General features: G+C 39.5%; 23 protein-coding genes. 15 read left to right on the top strand and 8 right to left on the bottom strand.

Going from position 1 to position 23,679, the window contains the following annotated elements:
• Position 1 precedes the first annotated feature (1 nt).
• From urtE to HC725_RS08910, 4 genes are all read left to right on the top strand, one after another.
• A complete protein-coding gene (gene urtE / locus HC725_RS08925; RefSeq protein WP_190331465.1) occupies positions 2-697 on the top strand; it encodes an urea ABC transporter ATP-binding subunit UrtE in 696 nt (231 codons plus the stop codon).
• Positions 698-796: 99 nt separating this feature from the next.
• A complete protein-coding gene (locus tag HC725_RS08920; RefSeq protein WP_190331464.1) occupies positions 797-2,050 on the top strand; it encodes a mechanosensitive ion channel family protein in 1,254 nt (417 codons plus the stop codon).
• Between the two features lie 273 nt (positions 2,051-2,323).
• Positions 2,324-3,895: a multicopper oxidase CueO gene (gene cueO / locus HC725_RS08915; RefSeq protein WP_190331463.1), complete on the top strand. Its 1,572-nt coding sequence runs from the start codon at positions 2,324-2,326 to the stop codon at positions 3,893-3,895.
• A gap of 96 nt (positions 3,896-3,991) precedes the next feature.
• Positions 3,992-4,822 carry an SDR family oxidoreductase gene (locus HC725_RS08910; protein ID WP_190331462.1) on the top strand — a complete coding sequence of 277 codons (831 nt, stop codon included), beginning with the start codon at positions 3,992-3,994 and terminating at the stop codon, positions 4,820-4,822.
• Positions 4,823-4,858: 36 nt separating this feature from the next.
• Here the strand turns inward: HC725_RS08910 and HC725_RS08905 are convergent, their stop codons facing one another.
• Positions 4,859-5,290 carry a MarR family winged helix-turn-helix transcriptional regulator gene (locus HC725_RS08905; protein WP_190331461.1) on the bottom strand — a complete coding sequence of 144 codons (432 nt, stop codon included), beginning with the start codon at positions 5,288-5,290 and terminating at the stop codon, positions 4,859-4,861.
• 156 nt (positions 5,291-5,446) lie between these two features.
• On the opposite strand from HC725_RS08905, the gene HC725_RS08900 reads away from it, so the two are divergent.
• Both HC725_RS08900 and HC725_RS08895 read left to right on the top strand, forming a co-directional pair.
• Complete coding sequence (locus HC725_RS08900; RefSeq protein ID WP_190331460.1) at positions 5,447-5,875, top strand: organic hydroperoxide resistance protein; 429 nt, start codon at positions 5,447-5,449, stop codon at positions 5,873-5,875.
• Positions 5,876-6,097: 222 nt separating this feature from the next.
• Positions 6,098-7,642, top strand: coding sequence for a sensor domain-containing diguanylate cyclase (locus HC725_RS08895; protein ID WP_190331459.1), 1,545 nt, complete (start codon positions 6,098-6,100; stop codon positions 7,640-7,642).
• A gap of 45 nt (positions 7,643-7,687) precedes the next feature.
• Here HC725_RS08895 and HC725_RS08890 read toward each other — a convergent pair whose 3' ends face one another.
• A complete protein-coding gene (locus HC725_RS08890; protein WP_190331458.1) occupies positions 7,688-8,236 on the bottom strand; it encodes a TetR/AcrR family transcriptional regulator in 549 nt (182 codons plus the stop codon).
• A gap of 107 nt (positions 8,237-8,343) precedes the next feature.
• Between HC725_RS08890 and HC725_RS08885 the strand changes: the two genes are divergently transcribed.
• Both HC725_RS08885 and HC725_RS08880 read left to right on the top strand, forming a co-directional pair.
• On the top strand, positions 8,344-8,799 hold the full coding sequence (locus HC725_RS08885; RefSeq protein WP_190331457.1) for an HPP family protein: 456 nt from the start codon (positions 8,344-8,346) through the stop codon (positions 8,797-8,799).
• 156 nt (positions 8,800-8,955) lie between these two features.
• The gene (locus tag HC725_RS08880; RefSeq protein ID WP_190331456.1) at positions 8,956-9,708 is read left to right on the top strand and encodes an SDR family oxidoreductase; all 753 of its coding nucleotides are present in this window, start codon (positions 8,956-8,958) and stop codon (positions 9,706-9,708) included.
• Between the two features lie 113 nt (positions 9,709-9,821).
• Here the strand turns inward: HC725_RS08880 and gcvP are convergent, their stop codons facing one another.
• Complete coding sequence (gene gcvP / locus HC725_RS08875) at positions 9,822-12,704, bottom strand: aminomethyl-transferring glycine dehydrogenase (protein ID WP_190331455.1); 2,883 nt, start codon at positions 12,702-12,704, stop codon at positions 9,822-9,824.
• A 247-nt stretch (positions 12,705-12,951) separates the two neighbouring features.
• Positions 12,952-13,332 (bottom strand): glycine cleavage system protein GcvH, encoded by a 381-nt coding sequence (gcvH, locus tag HC725_RS08870; protein WP_190331454.1) that lies wholly within the window; start codon positions 13,330-13,332, stop codon positions 12,952-12,954.
• Positions 13,333-13,668: 336 nt separating this feature from the next.
• On the opposite strand from gcvH, the gene HC725_RS08865 reads away from it, so the two are divergent.
• The 4 genes from HC725_RS08865 (at position 13,669) to HC725_RS08850 (ending at position 17,883) form a co-directional block, all read left to right on the top strand.
• Positions 13,669-14,259, top strand: coding sequence for a helix-turn-helix domain-containing protein (locus HC725_RS08865; protein WP_190331528.1), 591 nt, complete (start codon positions 13,669-13,671; stop codon positions 14,257-14,259).
• A 240-nt stretch (positions 14,260-14,499) separates the two neighbouring features.
• Positions 14,500-15,855 carry an alanine/glycine:cation symporter family protein gene (locus HC725_RS08860; protein WP_190331453.1) on the top strand — a complete coding sequence of 452 codons (1,356 nt, stop codon included), beginning with the start codon at positions 14,500-14,502 and terminating at the stop codon, positions 15,853-15,855.
• 74 nt (positions 15,856-15,929) lie between these two features.
• Entirely contained in the window at positions 15,930-17,063 is a 1,134-nt protein-coding gene (gene gcvT, locus HC725_RS08855; RefSeq protein ID WP_190331527.1) for a glycine cleavage system aminomethyltransferase GcvT, read from the top strand.
• A gap of 262 nt (positions 17,064-17,325) precedes the next feature.
• Positions 17,326-17,883, top strand: a complete 558-nt coding sequence (locus HC725_RS08850; protein WP_190331452.1) for a sugar O-acetyltransferase — start codon at positions 17,326-17,328, stop codon at positions 17,881-17,883.
• Between the two features lie 12 nt (positions 17,884-17,895).
• Here the strand turns inward: HC725_RS08850 and HC725_RS08845 are convergent, their stop codons facing one another.
• The 3 genes from HC725_RS08845 to HC725_RS08835 are packed head-to-tail and all read right to left on the bottom strand — an operon-like array spanning position 17,896 to position 18,854.
• Positions 17,896-18,156: a hypothetical protein gene (locus HC725_RS08845; protein ID WP_190331451.1), complete on the bottom strand. Its 261-nt coding sequence runs from the start codon at positions 18,154-18,156 to the stop codon at positions 17,896-17,898.
• Positions 18,122-18,607: a hypothetical protein gene (locus tag HC725_RS08840; protein ID WP_190331450.1), complete on the bottom strand. Its 486-nt coding sequence runs from the start codon at positions 18,605-18,607 to the stop codon at positions 18,122-18,124. Before HC725_RS08840 ends, HC725_RS08845 begins: the two co-directional genes overlap by 35 nt.
• Before the next feature lie 25 nt (positions 18,608-18,632).
• Positions 18,633-18,854 (bottom strand): hypothetical protein, encoded by a 222-nt coding sequence (locus HC725_RS08835; RefSeq protein WP_190331449.1) that lies wholly within the window; start codon positions 18,852-18,854, stop codon positions 18,633-18,635.
• A 341-nt stretch (positions 18,855-19,195) separates the two neighbouring features.
• Between HC725_RS08835 and HC725_RS08830 the strand changes: the two genes are divergently transcribed.
• The 3 genes from HC725_RS08830 to HC725_RS08820 all read left to right on the top strand — a co-directional run bounded on the left by HC725_RS08830 (position 19,196) and on the right by HC725_RS08820 (position 21,763).
• Positions 19,196-20,083 (top strand): LysR family transcriptional regulator, encoded by an 888-nt coding sequence (locus tag HC725_RS08830; protein ID WP_190331448.1) that lies wholly within the window; start codon positions 19,196-19,198, stop codon positions 20,081-20,083.
• A 190-nt stretch (positions 20,084-20,273) separates the two neighbouring features.
• Positions 20,274-20,777 carry a magnesium transporter gene (locus tag HC725_RS08825; protein ID WP_238928465.1) on the top strand — a complete coding sequence of 168 codons (504 nt, stop codon included), beginning with the start codon at positions 20,274-20,276 and terminating at the stop codon, positions 20,775-20,777.
• Entirely contained in the window at positions 20,774-21,763 is a 990-nt protein-coding gene (locus HC725_RS08820; RefSeq protein WP_190331447.1) for an efflux RND transporter periplasmic adaptor subunit, read from the top strand. The genes HC725_RS08825 and HC725_RS08820 overlap by 4 nt, the downstream gene beginning before the upstream one ends.
• A gap of 175 nt (positions 21,764-21,938) precedes the next feature.
• On the opposite strand, the gene HC725_RS08815 is transcribed toward HC725_RS08820, so the two are convergent.
• Entirely contained in the window at positions 21,939-23,621 is a 1,683-nt protein-coding gene (locus tag HC725_RS08815; protein ID WP_190331446.1) for an RluA family pseudouridine synthase, read from the bottom strand.
• Between the last annotated feature and the right edge of the window lie 58 nt (positions 23,622-23,679).

Below are 23,679 nucleotides of genomic sequence, written 5' to 3'. Positions count from 1 at the left end.
GATGTTGAAAATTCAAGGCGTAAACCAGTTCTACGGTGAAAGTCATATCCTTTGGGATCTTGATGTTGAGGTCGAAAAAGGAAAATGCACGGTTTTAATGGGGCGTAACGGTGTGGGTAAAACGACATTATTACAATGCATTATGGGTTTAAATCCTATTAAAAGTGGCGACATTATTTTTAACGGCAGCAGCATTGTGAAACAATCTACCGAGCAACGTCCACACATTGGTATTGGTTATGTGCCGCAAGGTCGTCAAATTTTCCCTATGCTCACGGTGCAAGAGAACCTTGAAATTGGTTTGCCGATCCGTAAACGTGGCGATCGTAAAATCCCTGAATTTATCTTTGAAATTTTTCCGGTCTTAAAAGAAATGCTGCATCGCCGTGGTGGGGATTTATCCGGTGGTCAGCAACAACAACTCGCCATTGGTCGTGCGTTGGTAGTTGAACCGGGTTTGTTGATTTTAGATGAACCAACCGAAGGTATTCAGCCTAACATCGTACAAGAGATCGGCGATATCATCCGTATGCTCAATGATAAACATGGTTTAACCGTATTGTTGGTGGAACAAAAGCTACCATTTGCGCGTCGAGTCGGTCATCACTTCTGTTTATTGGATCGTGGTAAAGCGGTAGCTAAAGGTGAAATGGGCGATTTGAATGAGCAATTGATTAAAGAACATTTGACTGTTTAGCGGCCAAAGAAAATGTTAACAAATCTTATGCTTGGTATATATTCTGCCTAATAACAGATAACATACGGTTTTTAAAATTAACTCTGGAAAGTCTATTGTATGTTGACGTTTTTTAAAGACTTACTAACCCGATATGACATTGAACATTCACAATTTATTCATGTTGTAGAAGCCCTTGGTTTAATTGTTCTGATATCGATTGTTATCCATATTGTGCTTCATCGAGGTGTATTAGTCTGGATAAAATATCGTATAGACAAATCAAAAATAACTTGGCGCTATGTATTATTTCGCGGCAAATTGTTTAACCATATTGCTTTGTTGATTCAAGGGATCGTGATTGCCATTCAAACCAATTTATGGCTTTCAGCAGATAGTGCATTCCGCGATGTCATACTAACAGTCGTTGGGTTATGGATTATTTGGTTTGCCATGTTATCTCTATTTTCCTTGCTTAATGTGGTTGATACCGCACTTAATCGAACTCAAATTGGTCGTGATATGCCAATTAGAGGGATTATCCAAAGTATAAAAATTATTGTTTTTATTGTTGCATCTTTCCTATTCGCCTCTGTTTTATTCGGTAAATCTCCCTTAATCCTACTGAGTGGTTTTGGGGCAATGACGGCTGTCTTTATGTTAGTTTTTAAAGATCCTATTTTAGGTTTTGTTGCTGGGGTGCAACTTTCTGCTAATAAGATGCTTAGTGTTGGCGATTGGCTAGAAATGCCTAAATATGGCGCAGATGGCGATGTTATTGATATCAGTTTAACGACGGTGAAAGTACAAAATTGGGATAAAACGATAACCACAATTCCCGCTTATGCCTTAATTTCAGATTCGTTTAAAAACTGGAAGGGGATGACGGAATCTGGTGGTCGACGTATAAAGCGTAGCGTGTTGATTGATGCCACTAGTGTTCATTTTATTAACCAAGAAGAAACGTTAAGTTTGGGTAAGGCTCATTTTTTAGAAACTTATATTAAAACGAAAACTGAAGAGGTTTCTGTTTATAACAAGCAGAATAATATCGACGATACCAGTTTGATTAATGGTCGCCGCTTAACCAATATTGGTAGTTTTCGTGCTTATCTAGAACATTACCTTTTAGCCCATTCCCATATTCGTAAAGATATGACATTAATGGTGAGGCAGTTGCCACCGACTCACGAAGGGATCTCGATTGAGATTTATTGCTTTACCGATACAACAGTGTGGGTTGAGTACGAACGCATTCAATCTGATATTTTCGATCATTTGTATGCGGTACTACCAGAGTTCAAATTAAATATTGCACAAGCGCCAACAGGCAGTGATTTCCGTTCTTGGAATGAAAGCAAACATTCTAAGTAAATGAGATTAAAAAAGGTGTTTTGATCGATTCTGCACTGGCGACAAAAAATTGTTATCTCACGGCTTCTACTCACCGTTCAAAAATTGACTGAAGGGGTTGATAGCCGTGACTAATGCTGCTTATTCTCCTCCTTCTTATTTATTCTCCTTTTCAATTCCATACCTTTGAATGTTGTTGACCTTACCGCAAGGTCATACTTTATGTTGTTTAAAAACTATGTTGTTTAAAAATAAGCAATATTAATTAAATAACTTGTACTTCAAGGGAATAATATGGAACGTCGAGAGTTTATCAAAAAATCTGCAATCGCGAGTGTTGCGCTAACCACTATCAATCCACCTTATTCATGGGCGACTTCTTCGGCAAATACAGGTGCGCTACAGAGCCAGTCATCATTGCCTATTCCGCCTTTATTGGAAACTAGCTCAGAAAACATCACTCAACTGACGGTACAATCTGGTTTTTCTCAGTTTATGGTGAATACTCAAACAAAAACTTCCGGTATCAATGGAACATTTTTAGGCCCAGCGTTGAAAGTGCGTAGTGGCGATATTGCCAATTTACAGGTTAATAATCAGTTAGATGAAACCATCACTTTGCACTGGCATGGGCTTGATATTGCCGGTCAATATGATGGAGGCCCACATCAAAAAATTAAAGCAAATGAGCATTGGAATATTAATCTACCCGTTAATCAACCGGCTGCAACATGTTGGTTTCACCCGCATCAAGTACCACAAACTGCAGAGTTGGTGATGCAGGGCATTGCAGGATTAATTATTATCGAGGATGAGGTTACCGATAAGCTTAATCTGCCATCTACCTGGGGAGTCGATGATATTCCGGTAATTATTCAAGATAGAAAATTCGATGCGCAAGGTCAATTTGACTATGAATTACTGGATATTGTTAATGTAGCAATGGGTTTTTCTGGTGATACATTATTGATTAATGGTGCTATTCATCCAAAGATTGATGTACCTCAAGGCTGGGTTCGTTTGCGCTTCTTGAATGGTTCAAATGCTCGTAGTTATCAATTGGCGACGTCAGATCAGCGTGAATTTTATGTTATTGCGTCAGACTCTGGTTTTCTGGAAAAGCCAGTACCACTTAAACAATTGCATTTAGTCGCTGGTGAGCGTTATGAAATTCTTGTGAAGATTGAAGGTGATAAGCCTTTTGACTTTGTGACTTTACCTCTGCATCAAATGGGTATGATGATGCCTCCGTTTAACCAAACCGTACCATTTTTAACTCTTAACCCTCAAAAGACTCAAGGTAAAGGTGAGCTTCCGAAAAAAATGGTAGAGATCGAGCGTTACCAAGCTCAAGACGCTAAAGTGAAGAGAGAAATTGTTTTGGAAATGGGCGAAAATCTTGACTCCCAAGCGATGATGTTAATGATGAAGAGAAAGTCAGCATTGACTCAGCGAATGGCAATGGCGCAGGGACATCATATGAATGATAAAAATGTTACTCTGCTGACTAAAGATGAGCTGAAAGATATCAATCGCATCAATGGTCAACCCTTTGACATGCAACGTATAGATTTAGACGTTCATCAAGGGCAGCTAGAACATTGGGTCATCAGCCAAGGTAATGACATGATGCTGCACCCATTTCATATACATGGATGTCGTTTCCAAGTGCTATTAATGAATGGTGAGCGACCAGCCCCTCATCTTTCTGGATGGAAAGACACGATTGCCGTCTTACCGAAAGGAAAAACTGAAATCCTAGTACAATTTAATCATTTGGCAGATAAACATTATCCTTACATGGCGCATTGTCATATTTTAGAACATGAAGATACCGGGATGATGATGCAATTTACCGTCTCTTAATTTATTAACATGAATGACAAAGTATCGTGATGTTTCTATTGAGGTTGGCGGATATTTGTTGGGTATACTTTTATAATATAAGTAGGGCATAAACTAGTGACAAAAACTTCAATATTAATAACAGGTTGCAGTAGTGGGATTGGCCGCTATTGCGCAGAGCAGCTACATCAGGCTGGTTATCAAGTGATTGCCAGTTGTCGAAAACTTGAAGATGTGAGTGAACTTAAAGCGTTAGGCTTACATTGTATCCAGTTAGATGTTACGGATACACACTCTGTTCACACGGCATTAGAGCAAATGATGCAAATTACTGGTGGCAAGCTTGATGTCCTGTTTAACAACGCAGGTTATGGTCAAGGTGGGGCAATAGAAGATTTACCGACCGATGCACTGCGAGCACAATTTGAAACGAACCTGTTTGGCTTGCATGAATTAACCCGTGCGGTGATCCCATTAATGCTCAAACAAGGGCATGGAAAAATTGTGCAAGACAGCTCTGTATTGGGGTTGGTGGCAATGAAATATCGTGGTGCGTATGTCGCCAGTAAATTTGCACTGGAAGGTTATACCGATGCGTTGCGTTTGGAATTGATGGATACCAATATTGCGGTGAGCCTAATTGAGCCTGGTCCGATTGTCAGTCAGTTTAGAGCGAATTCATTCAAAGCAGTGCAACAGAATATTGATGTTGAAGGATCTCGCCATCGAGATAATTATCAGAAAACATTAGCACGGTTGGGGAGTGAAAAATCGTCTACTCCTTTTACTTTAGGGCCTGAAGCCGTATTAAAGCAGCTTCAAAAAATCTTAGATAGTAAGCAACCAAAACCACGATATTACGTGACAAAAGCGACGTATATTTTTGGTTATTTGCGCCGAATTTTATCTTCAAGCATGTTGGACAAAATTGTTGGTAAAGGTAGCTGATCCAACAAATACGATTGGTTTAAAATCGTGTAATTGTTAGCTTAAATCGTGATTAATTTTGTCTAATAATTGAATTAATTGGGTGGCTTCTTGTTGATCGATACTTGGAAATTGGCAGCGAATTTTTTCAGGGATATTGGCGGCTTGGCGTTGCAGTTTTTTACCCTCGGCAAGCAATGTCACCATTTTTTTTCGTCCATCATGCTGATCTTTCACTATAATTAATAATGATTTATCCGTCATTTTTTTCAACATTTGCGTCATTGCACTGCCGTCTATAGCAGTTTTTTCTAATAATTCGGCAATACTGATATTGTCTTTTTCCCACAATGCCATCATCACTACATATTGCGGATAAGTGAGATTAATCTCAACTAAGACTTCTCGATATGCACGTACGATACTGTTAGAAGCCATGTACAAGCGATGACAAATTTGATTATCAAGTTTGAGTTGTGGGTAATTCATGTGAGATCTCTGATTGTTGATGTCTTTATTTTAATTTGCATGCAAACTATTTGCAATTTTTAATTTGTTGGTCTAATCTATTTTGCATACAAAGTAATTGAGTCCATTTTATTGGACTGCATAATTTTAAACAACATATCAATAACAGGAGTTAACATGAACGTATTACAAAGTGTCGCTTATACTGCAAAAGCAACGGCAACTGGCGGTCGTGAAGGATCAGCAAAATCAGATGATGGTCGTTTAGATGTTGCACTTTCAACACCAAAAGGTTTGGGTGGTGATGACGGTCAAGGTACGAACCCTGAGCAGTTGTTTGCAGCCGGTTACGCAGCTTGCTTTATCGGTGCACTAAAATTAGTTGCTGGCCAAGAAAAAGTGACACTACCGAAAGATACACACATTGATTCAGAAGTATCGATTGGCCCAATTGAAGGTGGTTTTGGTATCGCAGTGAAATTGGCAATATCGGTAGGTGATTTAGATAAAGCTACAGCAGAAGCATTAGTTGAAAAAGCGCATCAAGTTTGCCCATATTCAAACGCAACGCGCGGTAATGTTTCAGTGGAACTATCAGTAATTTAATATTTTAAGTTCAGATCCAAATTTTAATCAAACAACAAGCAGCCTAATCTGCTTGTTGTTTTTATTTGTGATTATTTTTTATACCTCTATAATCTTCGCATTGACTCGTCTGATTGAAATTTAAGCTATTCTCATTATGTGAATATTTTACTTTTTCCATTCTCCTATTCACTGAAAGCTCGTTTTTTAAGACATTAAATTGATTATGTGTGTGGTATAAACATGCTCGTGCTTGATAATAGAACCCTTCTTATTGTTATTGTTCTCATTTCTATTGGTTCGGCTATTGCGCTTACTTTTCTTTGGCGAGTCCAGAATCAGCGTAATGGTGTTGGGTTTTGGTCTGCTGGAATGTCACTGATTGCATTAGCAAGTCTTCTCATTTCTGGTCGTGGTTATATACCTGACTTCATTTCTATCATCATTGCTAATTTATGCTATATCCTTGGTTTTCTAATTATTTCACGAGGGATTTTGGTCTTTATTGGTCGAAAACCTATCCTGTTTTTTGATGTATCCCTCCTTGCTGTTGCAACGAGTCTTTTTTACTACTTTCACTATATTGAACACAACCAGAATATCCGGATTGTGGTTTTTTCTGCCATCATACTCATTATTTGTATCGCCATTGTGATGAGTTTGCTCACGATTAATAATCAAGAACAACGTTCTTCTGGGCATGGTGTGGCCACTGTCTTTGCCTTGTTTGGTTTATTTAATTTCATGCGTGGAATAATGGCTTTCCTTTTTCCATCGGAACAATCAGTTATCGAAAATAGCCTGAGTACCACATTGCTATATCTAAGTGCTATTTTTTTGATTGGTGGTATTGCCATTACACTCATTTTGCAAACATATTCTGTTTTGTCATCAAGGTTGCGCACCCTTTCACTCGCGATTGAACAATCGGCTTCTTCTATTGTGATCACCGACAGTAATTGGATTATTGAGTATGTAAATCCTAGAGTTTTAGAAAAAACAGGTTATCGAGAAGAGGAATTAATTGGACAAAGCGCAGGTATATTTAGTACGGAGTTATTTGTTCAGACTGAAAAAGAACATATATCTAAGGTTCTTAACGCTGGAGAAATATGGCGTGGGGAGTTACTGACTAATAGTAAATATGAAGGTAATGAATTTTGGGAGCTGGCATCGATTGCACCAGTGAAACAAGCTAATGGACAAATTGAACATTTTGTTGCGGTAATGGAAGACATTACTATGCAAAAAGAAGCAAAAAAACAAATTCAACATTTGGCATACCATGATTCACTGACAGGATTACCGACCAGACAATTAATGATGAAGAGTCTTGAAAAGGCGCTATCTTCGGCATTACAAGAAAAAGTCGCGGTTTTATTTTTAGATTTGGATGGATTTAAATCGGTAAACGATAATTTTGGTCACGCCGCTGGTGATGAATTATTAAAAATAGCGACTGATAAACTGCGTTCTTGCGTGCGTGATAATGATATGGTCGCTCGTATTGGCGGCGATGAGTTTTTAATTGTTATCACTCAAGTGGTTGGAGGTACGATGCTTTCTTCGGTTGCGACAAGAATGATTAATACTCTATCTAGACCTTTTCATATCAATAATATTGAAGTAAGTGTGAGCGCTAGTATCGGTATTGCTATGTATCCTGAGGATTCACAAGATCCAGAAGAGTTAATTAAACTAGCCGATCACGCCATGTATGACGTTAAACGTAAAGGTAAAAACAACTTTGCGTTTGTCGATAAAACCGATCATTCCCCGAATGAATAAGTAAATCTCTCTGATCTTAATAGCTTAAAATCGATATAAGACGACTTACATTTTCAGTTGTTGTAAAACGCTTATGCATTTTTTGGGAGTAGAGAAATCATTGCCCACATAAGCAGTGGTGATGGCGCCTTCTTTCAATAAACAAATAGCATCTAATAATTCAGGATGTGGATTTGATAAATACTCACCAATAAGTTCGCGTACTTGCTGCTTGTGATACTGGCAATACTTCGAAATTTTACTGTCTTGATCTCTAAATTCTGCTGAAGTATTGATAAAAAAGCAGCCTCGAAAATCCCCTAACTCCTCGGTAGTACCTGAAAACCAATCTGTTAATGCATTAAATAGATTCTCAATTACTTCATTATTTCCTTTTGAATCCGTTAAGCGTCTATCTAACCACGTTGTAAAAATAGAATTTCTTTGCTCAAGAGCTGCAAGGACGAGAGTTTCTTTACTATCAAAGTAATTATATAAGGTCTTTTTTGCGATGCCAGAAACATTAAGTATTTCATTGATCCCAATAGAGTTAATGCCTTTGTTATAAAACAATTCAAGTGCGGTATTTAATAATATTTGTCGTTTATCATTCATGCGATCTCTCCTTTGATAACTTATATTGACAAAAGTAGACCACTCTGTCTACTATGTTTTGGTAGACAAAGTGGTCTACTTTGATTTTGTAACTTGGAGTGATAGAAATGAATAGATTAGTTTTAGCAATATTTGCAGGATTAGGTGCAGCAATAGCTATTGGTATTTTAACGTTTACAGAAACAGAAATAACTAACATTGCTTTGGTGATGGCTCCGTTTGGTGCAACAACCGTATTGGTATTTGGTTTACCGGAAAGTCCATTAGCTCAACCGAAAAATGTAATTTTGGGGCATTTCATTACTGCTTTTATTGGCATTTTCTTTGTGGAGTATATTGGGGTAACACCATTGAGTTTGGCTCTGGCAACAGGGCTTGCGGTGAGCGCTATGTTGGCCACGAAAACCACCCATCCGCCAGCAGGAGCGAATCCACTTTTAATTATGTTAACGGGTCAAAGTTGGGCTTTTTTATTCACACCTGTACTATTTGGCGCTGTCGTTATTGTGCTACTTGGTAAAATGATGCAACAGTTGCGAGATAGATTAAATGTTGTGGATTAAAACTAGGAAGCATTAGAGGTGTTATTCTTTAAGGCTTAGTTTTATCGCTTGCCCACAGAATCTATATTTGTATTAAGTTATAAAAGGTCGGTGGGTGATCGCTTCACTGATTAACGTTATGATGAAATCCGCTATTGAAAATATAAGGATGTATTGATGAGTCTTCAAAAAGTGGCAGTGATTACTGGCGGTGGGCGTGGTATTGGGGCTGCCACAGCATTACTTTTTGCAAAAGAAGGATATGCAGTCTGTATTAATTATAAGTCGGATTCAGAATCGGCGAACAAACTAGCCCAATCTATTACTGCCGAAGGTGGTAAGTGTATTACCGTTCAAGCGGATGTTTCTTGTGAAGATGATGTCATTCGAATGTTTTCTACCGTCGATCGGGAATTGGGCGATCTGTCTGTTTTAGTGAATAATGCCGGTATCTTGAAAAAGCAGTCACGTTTAGAAGATATGACTGCTGAACGCATCAACGCAATACTGGTCAATAATGTTACAAGTTACTTCTTATGTTGCCGAGAAGCCGTAAAGCGAATGTCTACTCAACATGGTGGATTAGGCGGCGTTATCGTGAATGTCTCTTCTGGCGCTGCACGTTCTGGTTCTCCAAATGAATACATCGATTACGCTGCGTCAAAAGGGGCCATTGATACTTTAACCAAAGGCTTATCTTTGGAAGTTGCGGCTGAAGGCATTCGAGTTAACTGTGTTCGTCCGGGGTTAATTTATACCGACATGCATGCAGATGGTGGAGAGCCTGAGCGAGTCGAAAGATTAAAGAGTATTATTCCGCTGCAAAGAGGCGGGGAGCCAAGTGAAGTAGCAGAAGCGATTTATTGGTTAGCTTCAGAAAAATCGTCATTTTCTACCGGCAATTATTTAGACTTAACTGGCGGTTTATAGCTCATATATTTGGGATGTTGCAAAAGACTTACCCAGAATTATTGATAAGACAAAAAACGAGCACCCAATTGAGTGCTCGTTTTTTATTATCATTAAATCCATTTACGGGTTAATTACTCAACATAGTTATCAATACTCGGGCATGAGCAAATCAAATTACGGTCACCGTAGACGTTATCAACGCGGTTTACCGTTGGCCAGTATTTTGAGCCTTGTGTATGCGTTGATGGGAAGCAAGCGATTTCGCGGCTGTATGGGTGATCCCATTCGGCTGCCATTAAATCTACTTGAGTGTGCGGCGCGTTAACTAACGGGTTGTTGTCGAGCGGCCATTCACCTTGTTGTACTTTTTCCATCTCTTTGCGAATTGCGATCATCGCATCACAGAAGCGATCTAATTCAGCTTTATCTTCTGATTCAGTTGGTTCAACCATTAACGTGCCTGCCACTGGGAATGACATGGTTGGCGCATGGAAACCGTAATCCATTAAACGCTTTGCAATGTCTTCTTCGCTAATGCCTGTCGCTTCTTTTAACGGACGAATATCAATAATACATTCATGCGCCACACGACCATTATGACCACGATATAAAACCGGATAATGAGGACGCAGACGTTCCATGATGTAGTTGGCATTTAATATTGCAACTTTGGTAGCTTCGGTTAATCCTTTGCCGCCCATCATGGCAATGTAGGCCCAAGAGATTGGTAGGATTGACGCGCTGCCAAGATCGGCTGCAGATACCGCGTATTCTTTGCCGACCACACCATTTTCAATATGACCCGGCAGGAATGGAGCAAGGTGAGATTTAACTCCGATTGGACCCATACCCGGGCCACCGCCACCATGTGGAATACAGAATGTTTTGTGTAAGTTAAGGTGCGAAACATCACCACCAATCACGCCCGGATTGGTCAGGCCAACTTGCGCATTCATATTCGCGCCATCTAAGTAAACTTGACCGCCAGCCGCGTGTACCATGTCACATACTTTTTGTACTTGTTCTTCGTACACACCGTGCGTCGATGGATAAGTGATCATAATGCTTGAAAGGTTGCTGTGGTGTTTATCGATTTTTGCTGCAAGATCTTGTAAATCAACATTGCCGAATTCATCACACATCACTACAACGACTTTCATTGAAACCATAGAGGCTGTCGCAGGGTTTGTGCCATGCGCGGAACTTGGGATCAAACAAACGTTACGGTGTCCTTCGCCACGACTTTGATGGTAGCGTTGAATCGCAATTAAGCCCGCGTATTCACCCGATGCTCCGGAGTTTGGTTGTAGAGAGAATTCGTCGTAGCCTGTTATTTCGCACAGTTGTTGCTTTAACGATGCAGCCAATGCGGTGTAACCTGCTGCTTGATCGAGTGGTGCAAACGGATGGATGCTACCAAATTCTGGCCAAGTGACCGGGATCATTTCGGCAACGGCATTGAGCTTCATAGTACAACTGCCTAATGGGATCATACCGTGCGTTAATGAGAAATCTTTGTTTTCAAGTTTTTTCAGGTAACGCATCATTTGAGTTTCGCTATGATGCGTGTTGAATACTGGGTGAGTTAAATAACTTGAAGTACGACGACAGTTTTCTGGGATCGCGGCAAATTCATTGGCAGCAATGTCAGAGGCAAAAGTATCGACTTTCCATTCAATACCAAATACAGCAAAAAGCGCTTCAATATCGTCTGCAGTCGCCGTTTCATCTAAGCTGATGCCTAGTTGAGTTGGGCTCTTACGTAAGTTGATCCCTACATGTTGAGCAGCATGATAAAGACGTTCGGTGTGCTCTTGGCTGTTGACGGTAATAGTGTCGAAGAAAGTGTTATGCGCAAGCTCATAGCCTGAATGCTTCAAACCAGCAGCAAGAATTGCAGTCAGATGATGAGTGCGACGTGCAATGGTACGTAAACCTTCTGCGCCATGATAAACCGCATAGAAAGACGCCATGTTGGCTAGCAATGCTTGCGCGGTACAGATGTTAGAAGTCGCTTTTTCGCGGCGGATATGTTGCTCACGAGTTTGCATTGCCATGCGTAGCGCTTGATTGCCTTTACTGTCAATGGAGACACCAATCACACGCCCGGGCATAGTACGTTTGTGTTTCTCACGTGTCGCCATAAAGGCGGCGTGTGGACCACCGTACCCGATAGGCACACCAAAACGTTGCGCGCTACCGATCACGACATCTGCGCCCATTTCACCAGCCGGTTTTAGTAAAGTAGAAGCCAGTAGATCGGTCGCAACAGTGACTAAAGTTTTATTGGCTTGAGCGGCGCTGATGATGTCGGTTAAATCACGAACTTCGCCGGTCGTGCTTGGGTATTGCAGCAGAGCGCCGAATACGTCTTGCTCGGCCAAAGAATCGATATGACCCACGATGACTTCAAAGCCAATAAATTCGGCGCGAGTTTTGACCACTTCGATAGTTTGAGGGTGCACATCGTCAGCCACAAAAAAGACAGAACTCTTGCTTTTTCCAGCGCGTTGACAAAGTGTCATTGCTTCGCCAGCGGCCGTTGCTTCATCTAAAAGGGAAGCGTTGGCAATGTCCATGCCGGTTAAATCCATGACCATTTGTTGGTAATTAAGCAGCGACTCTAAACGGCCTTGAGAAATTTCTGGTTGATAAGGTGTATACGCGGTGTACCAACCTGGATTTTCGAATACGTTGCGCAAAATAACATTCGGCGTGAAAGTGTTGTAATAACCTTGGCCGATAAAAGTACGCTTAATGGTATTGAGATTAGCAAATTCTTTCATCTGTCCGAGCATGCCGTTTTCAGACATTGGCGCTTTGAGTTCCATCGCATTATTAAGACGAATATTAGCTGGGACGGTTTGAGCAATAAGATCATCTAGGCTATTGGCTTTGGTATCACTTAGCTGATTGATGATATCCAACATGCGCTGTTGGTCGGTATGATTCGGGCCATTATGGCGACCGATAAATTCTTCACTATTGCTAAGAGAGTTTAATAAATTAGTCATGTCATTCCTTAAACTTAGATCTTTTACCTAAAACTACCTAAAGGAAAAGTCAGTAAATGAGGACTGACTTTTGAGTGGGTGTCACTGAAAAATTAATTAACTGAATATGGAAAACTTAATCGTCATTCCGTACATGAGCCTAAGCGAAGAGGATACGGAATCTCCTACAACGAGTTGAGTATTCAATCGCTTTAGGAGATCCTGAATCACGCTCGTTCCTCACTGTTCAGGATGACGAAAAGTTTAGTTAATCTTCTTCGATTGCCGCTAAATATTCTTCTGCACTTTTAAGATTTTCAAGCTCAGAAGGGTCGTCTAGTTTCACTTTAGCAATCCAGCCACCATCGTAAGATTCACTGTTAATAAGCTCTGGGCTATCCTCTAAATCTTCGTTAATTTCAACAACCTCGCCCGTAACTGGCGCGTAGATGTCTGATGCTGCTTTCACAGATTCAACTAAAGAGAAACCTTCACCCGCTTCAACGGTGTCGCCCACCTCAGGTAGATCAACAAATACTACGTCGCCAAGCATTTCTTGTGCGTGCTCAGAAATACCGATAGTGACTGTACCATCACCGTTATCGCGAACCCATTCGTGGCTATCTGTAAACTTAAGAGTCATGTCCATTTTCTTGCTCCAGAGTATGTCTTTTTAATCAATAATTTATACGCAATCGTTTGCTATGCATTTAAAATGTGCTTTGGCAAATCGTTACAAGTGTAATTCGGTAGAGGGTTTTTGCTTAATTTTTATCTTCATAACATACTTTTCACGGCTTCATTATTCAACTAAAAGTTTCCTATAAGAAACAAGTTTTCCAATTTTGCTACAAACCGCACCTTTTTGAACTTTGTTCTCTTTTCAGAAGATGAGCCACTCTGTACTATGTCGATAGCAATCGATTACGTTGAGCTATTTATATCACCAAGATAAGGAATATCAGTGAGCATAGAATCGACAAAAATGACGTTTCAATCTGATGATGCCGAGCAAACCTTAACGCCTCTCAATTTAGGGCAAAGATTAAAAGATATTCGTTTACAAATGGGGCTCACTCTTGAAGAGTCCAGTAAGCGGACAGGGCTTGCTCGCTCTACGTTATCAAAAATGGAAAACGGCCAGATCTCTCCTACTTTTCAGGCATTACAGAAATTAGCCACTGGTCTTGATATGCCGATCCCTCAAATATTTGAACCTCCAAAACAAGCGGGCGCGGTGGGGCGTCGCGATATTACTCTGAATGGTCAAGGCAAGCCTCATCCCACTTCCACCTATGAACATGAATTACTCGCCAGCCAATTATCCAATAAAAAGATGGTGCCATTTAAGAGCCGAATTCGTTCTCGTAGTTTTGATGATTACCAAGAGTGGATCCGACATGACGGTGAAGAGTTTTTATTAGTTCTTGAAGGTGAAGTACGCTTTTATTGTGAGTTTTATGAGCCCGTAGATTTAAAAGAAGGCGATAGCGTGTATTACGATGCCAGTATGGGGCACACGTTAGTTTCATTAAGTGAGGTTGACGGTTTAATATTATGGGTAACGGCGAAATAGGCACTATGTTTCACTATTTGTGGTTATCAAAATGTTACAAATATGTGGTTTCTTTTCACATTTTTAGATTTCAATTCTGACCAGAGCGATATTTCATGCTAATCATTGCGTGTCATTTAATGATGCCAATGTAATCAAAGGCGTCATTAGCGAGAGATCTGTATTGTGTTTCATCAAAAGATGTTTTTGAGCACAACGGAAGTTCCTAAAACTATAAGATTGAAATGAGAAGGATATGACATGGAAGAGTTAACCAACGTTGTTGCTGCTATAAATAGCGTGGTGTGGGGCGTTCCCATGCTGATTATGATTTTAGGTGTAGGGCTATTTTTAATGGTCGGCCTAAGGTTTATGCCTATCCTGAAGTTGCCAACTGGCTTTAAATTACTTTGGAAAGGGCGTTCAAGTAATTCTGATGGAGACATTACCCCGTTTAATGCCTTAATGACATCACTGTCTGCCACTATCGGTACCGGTAATATTGCCGGTGTTGCTACGGCGATTGCATTAGGTGGACCGGGCGCTTTATTTTGGATGTGGTGTACGGCACTAGTCGGCATGGCAACCAAGTATTCTGAAGCGGTGTGCGCCGTTACTTATCGTGAAAAAGATGCCAATGGTAATTATGTCGGTGGGCCGATGTATTACATTAAAAATGGTTTATCGAAAAAATGGGCATGGCTAGGCACTCTTTTTGCCATATTTGGTTCGGTTGCAGGGTTTGGCATCGGCAATGGCGTGCAAGCGAACTCAGTTGCAGATGCGCTTGACAGTAGCTTTGGTATCTCACCAATGGTGACAGGTATTGTATTGATGATATTGGTCGGCGCAGTATTAGTGGGTGGCATCAAGCGTATTTCCGATGTGGCGGGTAAACTCGTTCCACTGATGGCACTATTTTATATTGCAGCAGGCTTGGGAGTCATGATTACTCATGCTTCTGCTATTCCAGACGCGTATGCATTGATTCTTTCAAGTGCTTTCACTCCAGTGGCTGCGCAAGGTGGTTTTGCGGGTGCAGCAGTTTGGGCTGCGATTCGATTTGGTGTGGCACGTGGTGTGTTTTCCAATGAAGCGGGTTTGGGTTCTGCGCCAATTGCACATGCAGCAGCTAAGACTAAAAATCCAGTTAAGCAGGGCTTAGTAGCGATGCTCGGTACCTTCATTGATACTATTATCGTGTGTTCAATTACTGGTTTTGCCATCATTCTTTCGGGTGAATGGACCAGCGGTGCAACTGGTGCGGCGTTAACGTCTCAAGCATTTGGCAGTACGTTCTCTATGGGGAATGTGATCGTTGCGATCGCTTTAGCTATTTTTGCTTTCACCACCATTTTGGGCTGGAGTTTTTACTGCGAAAAATGTGTGCAGTATTTATTTGGCACTAAAGCGATTAAACCGTTCCGCATTATTTGGGTGCTTGCGGTGCCGGTTGGTGCCATGAGTTCACTTAATTTTATTTGGCTGTTAGCGGATACATTAAATGCCATGATGGCGATTCCAAACTTGATTGCTTTGGTGCTACTCAGCCCTGTGGTATTCAAGTTAACTCGTGATTATTTTTCTGGGAAAGATATTACGATTAAAGATTCATAATACTGTTGTTCGCCTTCTTTTTGATGAAAAGGAGGCGAATTTAAATGGCTTGTAATAAGCCCGTTGGAGGATTAATGACAGAGCAGCACTTGACAGAAGCACCCCTTAAAACACCTTTATACGCTGTACATGTAGAGGCAGGTGCCAAAATGGTTCCTTTCGCTGGTTATGATATGCCAGTTCAGTATCCATTAGGTGTGAAAAAAGAGCATTTGCATACGCGTGATGCCGCTGGGCTTTTTGATGTGTCTCATATGGGGCAACTTCGGTTAAAAGGTGCAAATGCGGCTGCGGGTTTAGAAACGCTTGTACCTGTCGATATTATTGATCTTCCTGCGGGTAAACAGCGTTACGCGTTCTTTACCAATGAGCAGGGCGGAATTATGGATGACTTGATGGTGGCCAATTTAGGTGATCATCTTTTTGTCGTCGTGAACGCGGCCTGTAAAGCTCAAGATATTGCTCATTTACAAGCCAACCTGCCAAATGATGTTGAGATTGAAGTCATTGAAGACCGTGCATTATTGGCATTGCAAGGTCCGAAAGCGTCAGAGGTATTGGCTCGTCTTGAACCTTCCGTCAGTGATATGTTGTTTATGGATGTGAAAGTTATCCAACTAAATGGCATTGAATGTATTGTCAGTCGTTCGGGTTATACCGGTGAAGATGGCTACGAAATTTCGGTTCCAAGTGCTAACGCTGTAGAGTTTGCAGCTATATTAACAGCGTTTGAAGAAGTGGAATGGATTGGCCTAGGCGCGCGTGATTCACTTCGTCTAGAGTGTGGTTTGTGCTTATATGGACACGATTTAGACACTACCACTACGCCGGTTGAAGCGAGTTTGTTGTGGGGGATTAGTAAACCACGTCGTGCAGATGGTGAGCGAGCTGGTGGTTTCCCCGGCGCCGATATTATTTTGCAGCAAATTGCGACGAAAGAGGTTGCTCGAAAACGTGTTGGTTTAGTGGGCCAAACCAAAGCACCTGTTCGTGAAGGCACTAAATTATTTGATGCCGATGATAACGAGATTGGTATTGTCACTAGTGGTACCGCAGGGCCAACAGCCGGAAAGCCTGTTTCTATGGCATATGTGGCGACGAACTTAGCGATAATTGGTACTGAAATTTTTGCTGATGTTCGTGGTAAAAAACTACCAATGTTAGTCGAGAAAATGCCATTTGTACCACAACGTTATTATCGTGGCTAATCTTAATATAATTGAGATTACTGTGATTGAACTTAATCTGACTAAGTTTTTAACTTTATTTTTTACAGTGTAAATTGAAACCCAATGGATGCCTCTTTGATTAAAGCATTCGTTGGGTTTTTTGTTTATCATCAATAACTTTTTTGTTTATCATCAATAACTTTTTTGAGAATATCAATCACACTATGTTTATTGGCAAAATAAAGTTTATTGGCAAAATAAACGTATTGAGAAAATAATGTGAAGTGGAGTAAGAGACAATATGACTGAATTCGAAAAAATGGTAGCAGGGCAAGATTTTGATGGCTTAGATGCGAGTATTGCCGATGTTCGCAAAACTACCACTGGATTGAAGTTGGCTTTTAATCAATCGCTGACCATGCAAGATCAGCATAGTCTTCTAAAAGACATGCTTGGTAGTATTGGGGAGCAAAGTATTATTACGCCGCCTTTCCATTGTGAATTTGGCAAGACAATTTTTGTTGGGGAAAACACGTTCTTAAATATGAATGTCACCATCTTGGATAATGCATCAGTCACTATAGGCGATCATGTTTTAATTGGACCAAATGTTCAGTTTTATACGGCGAGTCATTCAATGGATTATCAAAGCCGTCGACGGTGGGAAACATTCAGTAAGCCGATTGTAGTGGAAGATGATGTTTGGATTGGTGGTAGTTCAGTGATTAATCAAGGGGTCACTATTGGTGCACGTTCTGTGATTGCGGCTAACTCGGTCGTTAACAAAGATGTGCCGCCGGATTGTTTGTATGGTGGAACGCCAGCTAAGTTTATTCGCAAGATTGTTTCAGACGAGTAAATGAAAAAATGATTAATTCTTCGTTGTAAACTGATTAAAAAAATTCATGGCTAAAGAGGCAACGGGGTAAAAAAATCGAATCTTTTTTCTATATTTAACCATGATAATGCTGGATATGGCGATTCCAGTTGTCAGTTGGAAAGGGTGTTTTTTTGAATAAGTAGCAAGGGTTTTTAGTAATAAACCAAGCGCTAATTGAGTCTCTCTACTGGCATTCTTGCCCTCCTTTCTTTTTATTTTAATCGCGTGATTGAGCTGTTTTAGTGATGACATCAAGACCCTCCTTCAATTGAGAAATTGTTTCTTTGAAACCAAAAGAACGTATTAAACGTGTTTGCCAGTAAATTAAACCAGTTAAAATTAAGATCATTGCGAATAAGAATAAGCCGATACCGATTAGCACATTTTGAGTTAACACATAATTAACCACGCCAATACTGATGCACAAACTGAAGATAAACAGAATGAGTAAAGGAATAAACAAAATTTGGCAAATGATGGATTGTTTTGTTGCAGCAATGTTACGTTGCACTTCGAGATAGAAAAGTTGAGCAGTTGATTCAGACCACTGCCCAACTTCGGTTATGACTTTAGATACTTGATTAAAAGCCGATTTTATCTCGTCTACTTTATCGGTTATATCTTCTTCAGTCGGCAGTGGTGTGTCGGTTTGGTGATCATCAGAGGTTTCATTTTCATGCAACACTTTGTTGGTGTCTTCCATCCGACAATTCCCCTGCCTAATTTAATTATTTGATGAGTTTAGAAATGGCCCAGCCAGCTAAAAAAGCACAGCCAACACTTAATAATGGGTGCTCTTTAATGATGTTTTCAGCTTGGTTGGCTTTTTGTTTTATTTTCTCAGAACCTTCATTCAACGATTCTTCCACTTGATCTTTAACAGAATTAATCGCTTCTGTCGTGGCTTCTTCTATTTTATCTTTTGGGCTTTGAGTTTTTGCTGTGGCCATGTTCAATCTCCTTCGTTACATGAGGTAATGTTATTTAACGTACAATGAAATAAACAACTTATTTGTAGTTTTTACAATGTCTTAGTATGAAAAATAAACACAATCTAATGTTAGGCTAATTAGCCGAGTAATACAATGATGTACTGACTGAGAAGTGGAAACTAACGAGAATCTCTAGTATTGAGGCTTATTTACGATCGCTTCAAGCGAATACTTTAACACTATCATTTATAAATCAGTTTTATGCCTACTTTCATCTTGATTATTAGCATCTAATCTTTATTGTTAAGAATCAATTAATTTAAAGTAATTTTTTTCTCTAAATTTATTACGGAGTTAAAATGAAGAATCAAATCAAAAATCTAATCATATTTTTAGAAGTCTACAGTGCGGGAAGTTACCGAAAAGCAGGTCAAAATTTATCTGTTTCTATTACCTCCATTTCTCGTGCGCTTGCCGATCTTGAGTTGGATCTAAACTGCCAACTTTTCATAAATATTTCTGGGGAATTTAAACCAACCTCTAAAGCTAAAGGGTTATTTGAAGCGATACGCGTATCGACGAATCAAATTAGCCATGACTATAATATGTTTCGCTCTATGACTAATCACATTTCAATTTTACTCCCACCTCAATTATCATCTAATGGACTTATTAAATTAGTTAATGAATTCAATGTTCAACATAACCAAGAGCTTTCTTTATTTGAGCATTCATATTTTGAATCACGAGAGAGGGCTTTAGATGCGCTGATTAGTGGGGAGCTTGATGTGATGATTGACTTTGAAAAACCGAGTTCGTTTCGATATGAATCTTGTTTACTGTGTGAATTTGATCTTTTTCTTATTGCCTCAAAAAATAATCCTATTGATTTAAATAATGAAAATAATTACTCGGAATTTAAATTTGCCAAGAGTTGCTGGTTAGGTCAAAGGGGGGAATTATTAGAGCAAACATTAGGGATTAAACAAGAAGAACAAACGGGCATTTTAGTTCAGAACTTAACTACCTATTATTCCATAATTAAAGACTCTTCTCTTGTTGGTCTTGCTCCTATTATTGCCGGTAAAACATCTTTCTCTGATTATAAAATTAGTCATAAAGCCATTGGTACCATTAAGCTTTATTTTATCTGCACTAAAGCTGCTTTTGAGTCTAGGCCGATTGTAAGTTGGCTAAAACATAACTTTGAAGATACAGATTTTACCTTGTTTTTGTCCAGCCCCTAAAATTAATGGGTTGTGCTGAGTAATGATTCTATACGTCTTATATTTACTATTTATGCTCCCTATCACATCAACCTTTCTGGACAGCCTGCCTTGCTTAAGAATATGAAACACACTGTTTCATATTCTTTCGTTCGATATTTATATAAATTGCTACTTCTGCTTTCGAATCAATTTATGAATAGAGAAGAACATGCCAATTAACAAAAATGTACTGCCAACAATCGCTTGGAATAGAACGCGGTCAATGGTTAAAAGTATACTTATTCTTGCAGTATCTTTGTTAGTTACTGTGTGTTTAGCAAAAGCGTTTTCAATTTTAGGTGAGATACATGGTAAAGATTTGGATGAAAGCTATTTTGTAGATGGATATCCTACTATTTTAGTCTTACTTAACTCGGAATTTTTCATGGGTTTGATTTTTGTTATTACATTATCGGTCTTTGCTTATATTGCATACCTCCTTTGGCTGTTACATGAGATCGCAGTCCACAAAGCTCAGGCTAAGTCATCATCTCAAATCCAATTAATATTTGCATTGTCTTTATGCGGTCTATTTATCCATAAAGCATGGTGGGTTGTTGCTATTATTATTGCGTTTACGAGTTGGGAATCTATAGCGGAAAGAATTAGCCAAATTGTACGAAGAGACAGCCATAAAGGACCAAAATCTAACCTTGGTGGAGAGTCAGTATGAAAGAGATTATGTTGCCTTACATATTGATTATGTGGACGTTGGTAAAGCTTGGTGTTATTAAGTGGAATTTTAAAAATGCAGTATATATGGTCGGCTTTGGCTGCTTTATGTCATTTATGCTATTTACCGCCCATCGTTTTTGGTCGCCTGCTGATTTAACTGATAGCTCTACAGTAAAAGCACCGCATGCGGTTTTGAGCCCATTAATAGGGGAGCAAGTTAATAAACTGCATGTTACTCATAATCAAAAATTAAAAAAAGGTGACCTTATTTATACCTTGGTTGATACAGAATCCGTAGCAAATATTAAAGCCATTGAAGCTGAAATTTCCCAGCAAGATGAATTAATTGCCCAGTATTCTAGGGATATAAAGCGCAGTAAGGATGCCCCTGGCGTTTTTCCTTTGCGAGATATTGAGTTAATGAAGTCGGAGTTAATTCGTGCTAATGCAATGAAAATTAAAGCGAAATCCGATCTTGATAAGGCGATTTTTGAGCGATCGCGTATGGAGGTAAAGGCACCGTTTGATGGACAAATGTCCATTACTAATATCGCTGAAGGTTCTAGGGTTGGTAACATGCATATTTATGATACGGGTAGAAAATTTATTGAAATGCGCATACCGGATCAAGCTTATCGTTATATTCATATAGGTCAATTTTCTGAATTCTATGTCAATGCTTACCCGGGAGAAATATTTAGAGGTCGAGTTCATAGTGTTACTACTGGTACAGGTGAGGCCACGGTCTCTTTAAGAGCAAGCGATCAAAGTGTAAGGCGACATATTAGTAGTAATGCTCCAAATCATGGTCGAACGGTTATTATCGAATTTATCGAGCCTGAGGGTTATAATATACCAATAGGTTCCACAGGATCTGCTTGGATATCGGCTAAAAAACCGACAGAAGCTCTAGGGTTTATGGATATTATTGGGGCGGCAACAGTAAGATTAAAAGCGTATAAAGCTTATTTTAATGCTTTTTAATGAACCTATAAATTCAATGGTTTGAATTTTTTAATTATAAAAATATGGCACGATATTACGTAATATTTATATCGTTGTATCTATTTTTCAGTAAAGAAGGCTTCCTGATTTTTATAATAGAATTATTATACAGTCCATATTATTAATTTAATGCAGGCTTTCTTATTATGCTGCATTAAAAGGTTTCGTTTACCTCAAAATGCATCCATTTTTTATTGTATGGATGAGAAAATTCTAATTTTTGAGCGTGTAAATACAACCTGTTGGCTTTGGTGCCATATAAATCATCCCCGACAATCGGCATATTTAGACCATGAATATGAGCGCAATGGACACGCAGTTGGTGGGTACGCCCAGTTTTCGGATAAAGGTAAACTTTACTACGAATTTGGTTGTCATCAGCTGTTTGATGCTCGATTAATTCCCAATGTGTTTCGGCTGGCTTGCCATGTTGATCACACACCATTTGTCTTGGTCTATCATCTAAATCACCTCTTAATGGCAGGTTTATATCGCCATTAGTTTGATCTAGCTTACCTTCAAGGAGTGCCACGTAACGCTTTTTTACAAGGCGAGTAATAAACTGTTTCTGTAAGCTTTTATTGGCTCGACGAGTGAGAGCAAACACCAGTAAACCGGAAGTGGACATATCTAAGCGATGCAATACAAAAAGTCCTTCAGTATCGCTAAATTGCTTTTGTAGACGGTAGGAAACCGAATCTTGAACATTGACCCCCGGAACCGATAAAAATTCTGCCGGTTTATTCACCACAACAATGGCGTCATCTTTATAAATGATTTCAATTTCTTTGCCTTGTGCATGATTTTTTAGCAAAGGATTATCATCTAATTCAATACCGTGAAGCATATGAGCCAAAATTGGCTGGCACTTATTTTGGCAAGATGGATAGAATTTTTTATGCTGACGAATTTCAGATTTAGGCGATGAGCCCCACCAAAACTCTGCCATGCATATTGGGGTGTAATGATGTTTAAATGCATAATGTAGCAATTTTGGGGCGGCACATTCGCCTGATCCTGCTGGCGGTGTGACATCACCAAAAATATCTAATAAGGATTTTTGTTGTTGGTATTGGTTTAAAAATTGATATTGCTCGAACAGTTTATTTTGCAAGGTTGAAGACAAAGTTTTACGGCGCTGTTTTAAGGCATCGATTTGTGCGTTGTATTGGTTTAATCGCAGTTCGGCATCGGTGATTTTTTTCGCCCAACTTTGTTTTAAGTGCTTTTGCTGAGCTTTTTCCGCCACACTTTGCTTGCCAAGTTCATTAAGCAGCAGAGTTAGATCGCCATCGGTTAATGTTTTTTCAGATTGCTGGCGTACTAATTTTCTTTGTCTTCTACTTTCAATCATGTTTAAGCGAAGCGTTTCTAATTCTATTTGTGCTTGTTGTTTTTCTTGCTCTAATTGCAGGTTCAATTGGGTTAGAATCGAAGCTTGTTCTAGTGTTTTAATTTCTTGATTAATAACATTAATAGGGGCAGTTCCTTCTAGAAAGAAACCTTCATCTTTAAGCATATCAAATACCGGTGGCACGAAATTCGGTAGATGGTTTTGGTCGGCTAGTTTTCCAGAAAAAGCGGATAAATAACCTAATTGATCTTGCTGATTTTTGACCACTAATACACCGAACATTTTACCGTTTGATTCGAAATCATATTGCCAGTCTGTTTGGGTGAGTAAGTGTTGTTGTAATTCTTGTGCTGCTAGAATTGATAGAGGATCGGCTTCATAGCAAAAAGGGTAGGTAAACTTTTTTGGTAATGGAATATTGTCGGAAATCTCATCATTTATTCGAGTATTAAAAGATGTGAAGCAAGGATCAATAACAGACATGGTGAACTCGAATAAATAATATGGACTACGGATTTTACGCGATTGAGGTAAAGGAAGA

This window comes from Vibrio sp. S17_S38 (genome assembly GCF_014694375.1).
In the GTDB taxonomy this organism is placed as follows: Bacteria; Pseudomonadota; Gammaproteobacteria; order Enterobacterales; family Vibrionaceae; genus Vibrio.
The sequence above is the reverse complement of the archived record's forward strand: the minus strand, read 5'-3'. Positions and strand labels throughout refer to the sequence as shown.